At 48.7% G+C, this 653-nt stretch carries 1 protein-coding gene and 1 pseudogene; both read left to right on the top strand.

Going from position 1 to position 653, the window contains the following annotated elements:
- Positions 1–115: 115 nt before the first annotated feature.
- Positions 116–577, top strand: a complete 462-nt coding sequence (locus tag ACFIKB_RS09570) for a phage tail protein (RefSeq protein ID WP_375647895.1) — start codon at positions 116–118, stop codon at positions 575–577.
- Positions 574–653 (top strand): annotated as a pseudogene (locus ACFIKB_RS09575) (phage tail protein); the annotation flags it as partial. The gene ACFIKB_RS09570 and the pseudogene ACFIKB_RS09575, both read left to right, overlap by 4 nt.

The following is a 653-nucleotide window of genomic DNA, read 5'->3' on the forward strand; positions in this document are numbered from 1 at the left end:
GTGCATGTCAATGGTGCCCGTGATCCTGTGGCCACTGGTCGTGCGGTTGCCCACGCCATTCAACGGGCACGCGCTAATGCTCTGCATGGCGGGACAGAATGAGGGGAGGGAGCCTATGAGAGATCCTTTGATGATGTTAGGACCGCATCAATTTTATGTGGACTGGCTGAATTTCCAATCCTTTGAAGAAGAGTTTTCTGCCTCATGGGTTTGTATGGAGCGTTTTGGCAGGTCCCCCAGTTTGCAATTTACCGGCTATGGCAATGATGCAAAAACCATTCATGGAGTTTGGTTTCCAGAAGAATTTGGTGACCGTGTAGCGATAGATGCCATCGCCCAAACCATTCGAAGAGCAAAGCCGGTCCAGATGCTTCGTTGGATCAATGATACGACCTATAGTGTCCTTCTCCATGGTCCCGTGGTGATCACCACGATCAATAAAGACCACGACTATATCAGCCGCTCTGGTCAATCCCAGCGCATCCGCTATTCCATTACGCTCTTGCCCTTTTTTAATGGCGGAAAACCACAAGGACAATACCAGGTGGGACAATATCAAGTGGGACAAACTCTATGAAGATACCAGAAAAGCATGTTGTTGTAGAGCTAGAGGATATGAGTCTTGATCTTATCTGCTTTCACCATGCCATGGC

It is taken from the genome of Bartonella sp. MR110HLJHH, from assembly GCF_042194225.1.
Classification (GTDB): Bacteria; Pseudomonadota; Alphaproteobacteria; order Rhizobiales; family Rhizobiaceae; genus Bartonella; species Bartonella grahamii.

Excerpts from the sequence above, each read along its gene's own strand:
- ACFIKB_RS09570 (WP_375647895.1), top strand. The coding sequence starts at position 116 with ATGAGAGATCCTTTGATGATGTTAGGACCGCATCAATTTTATGTGGAC.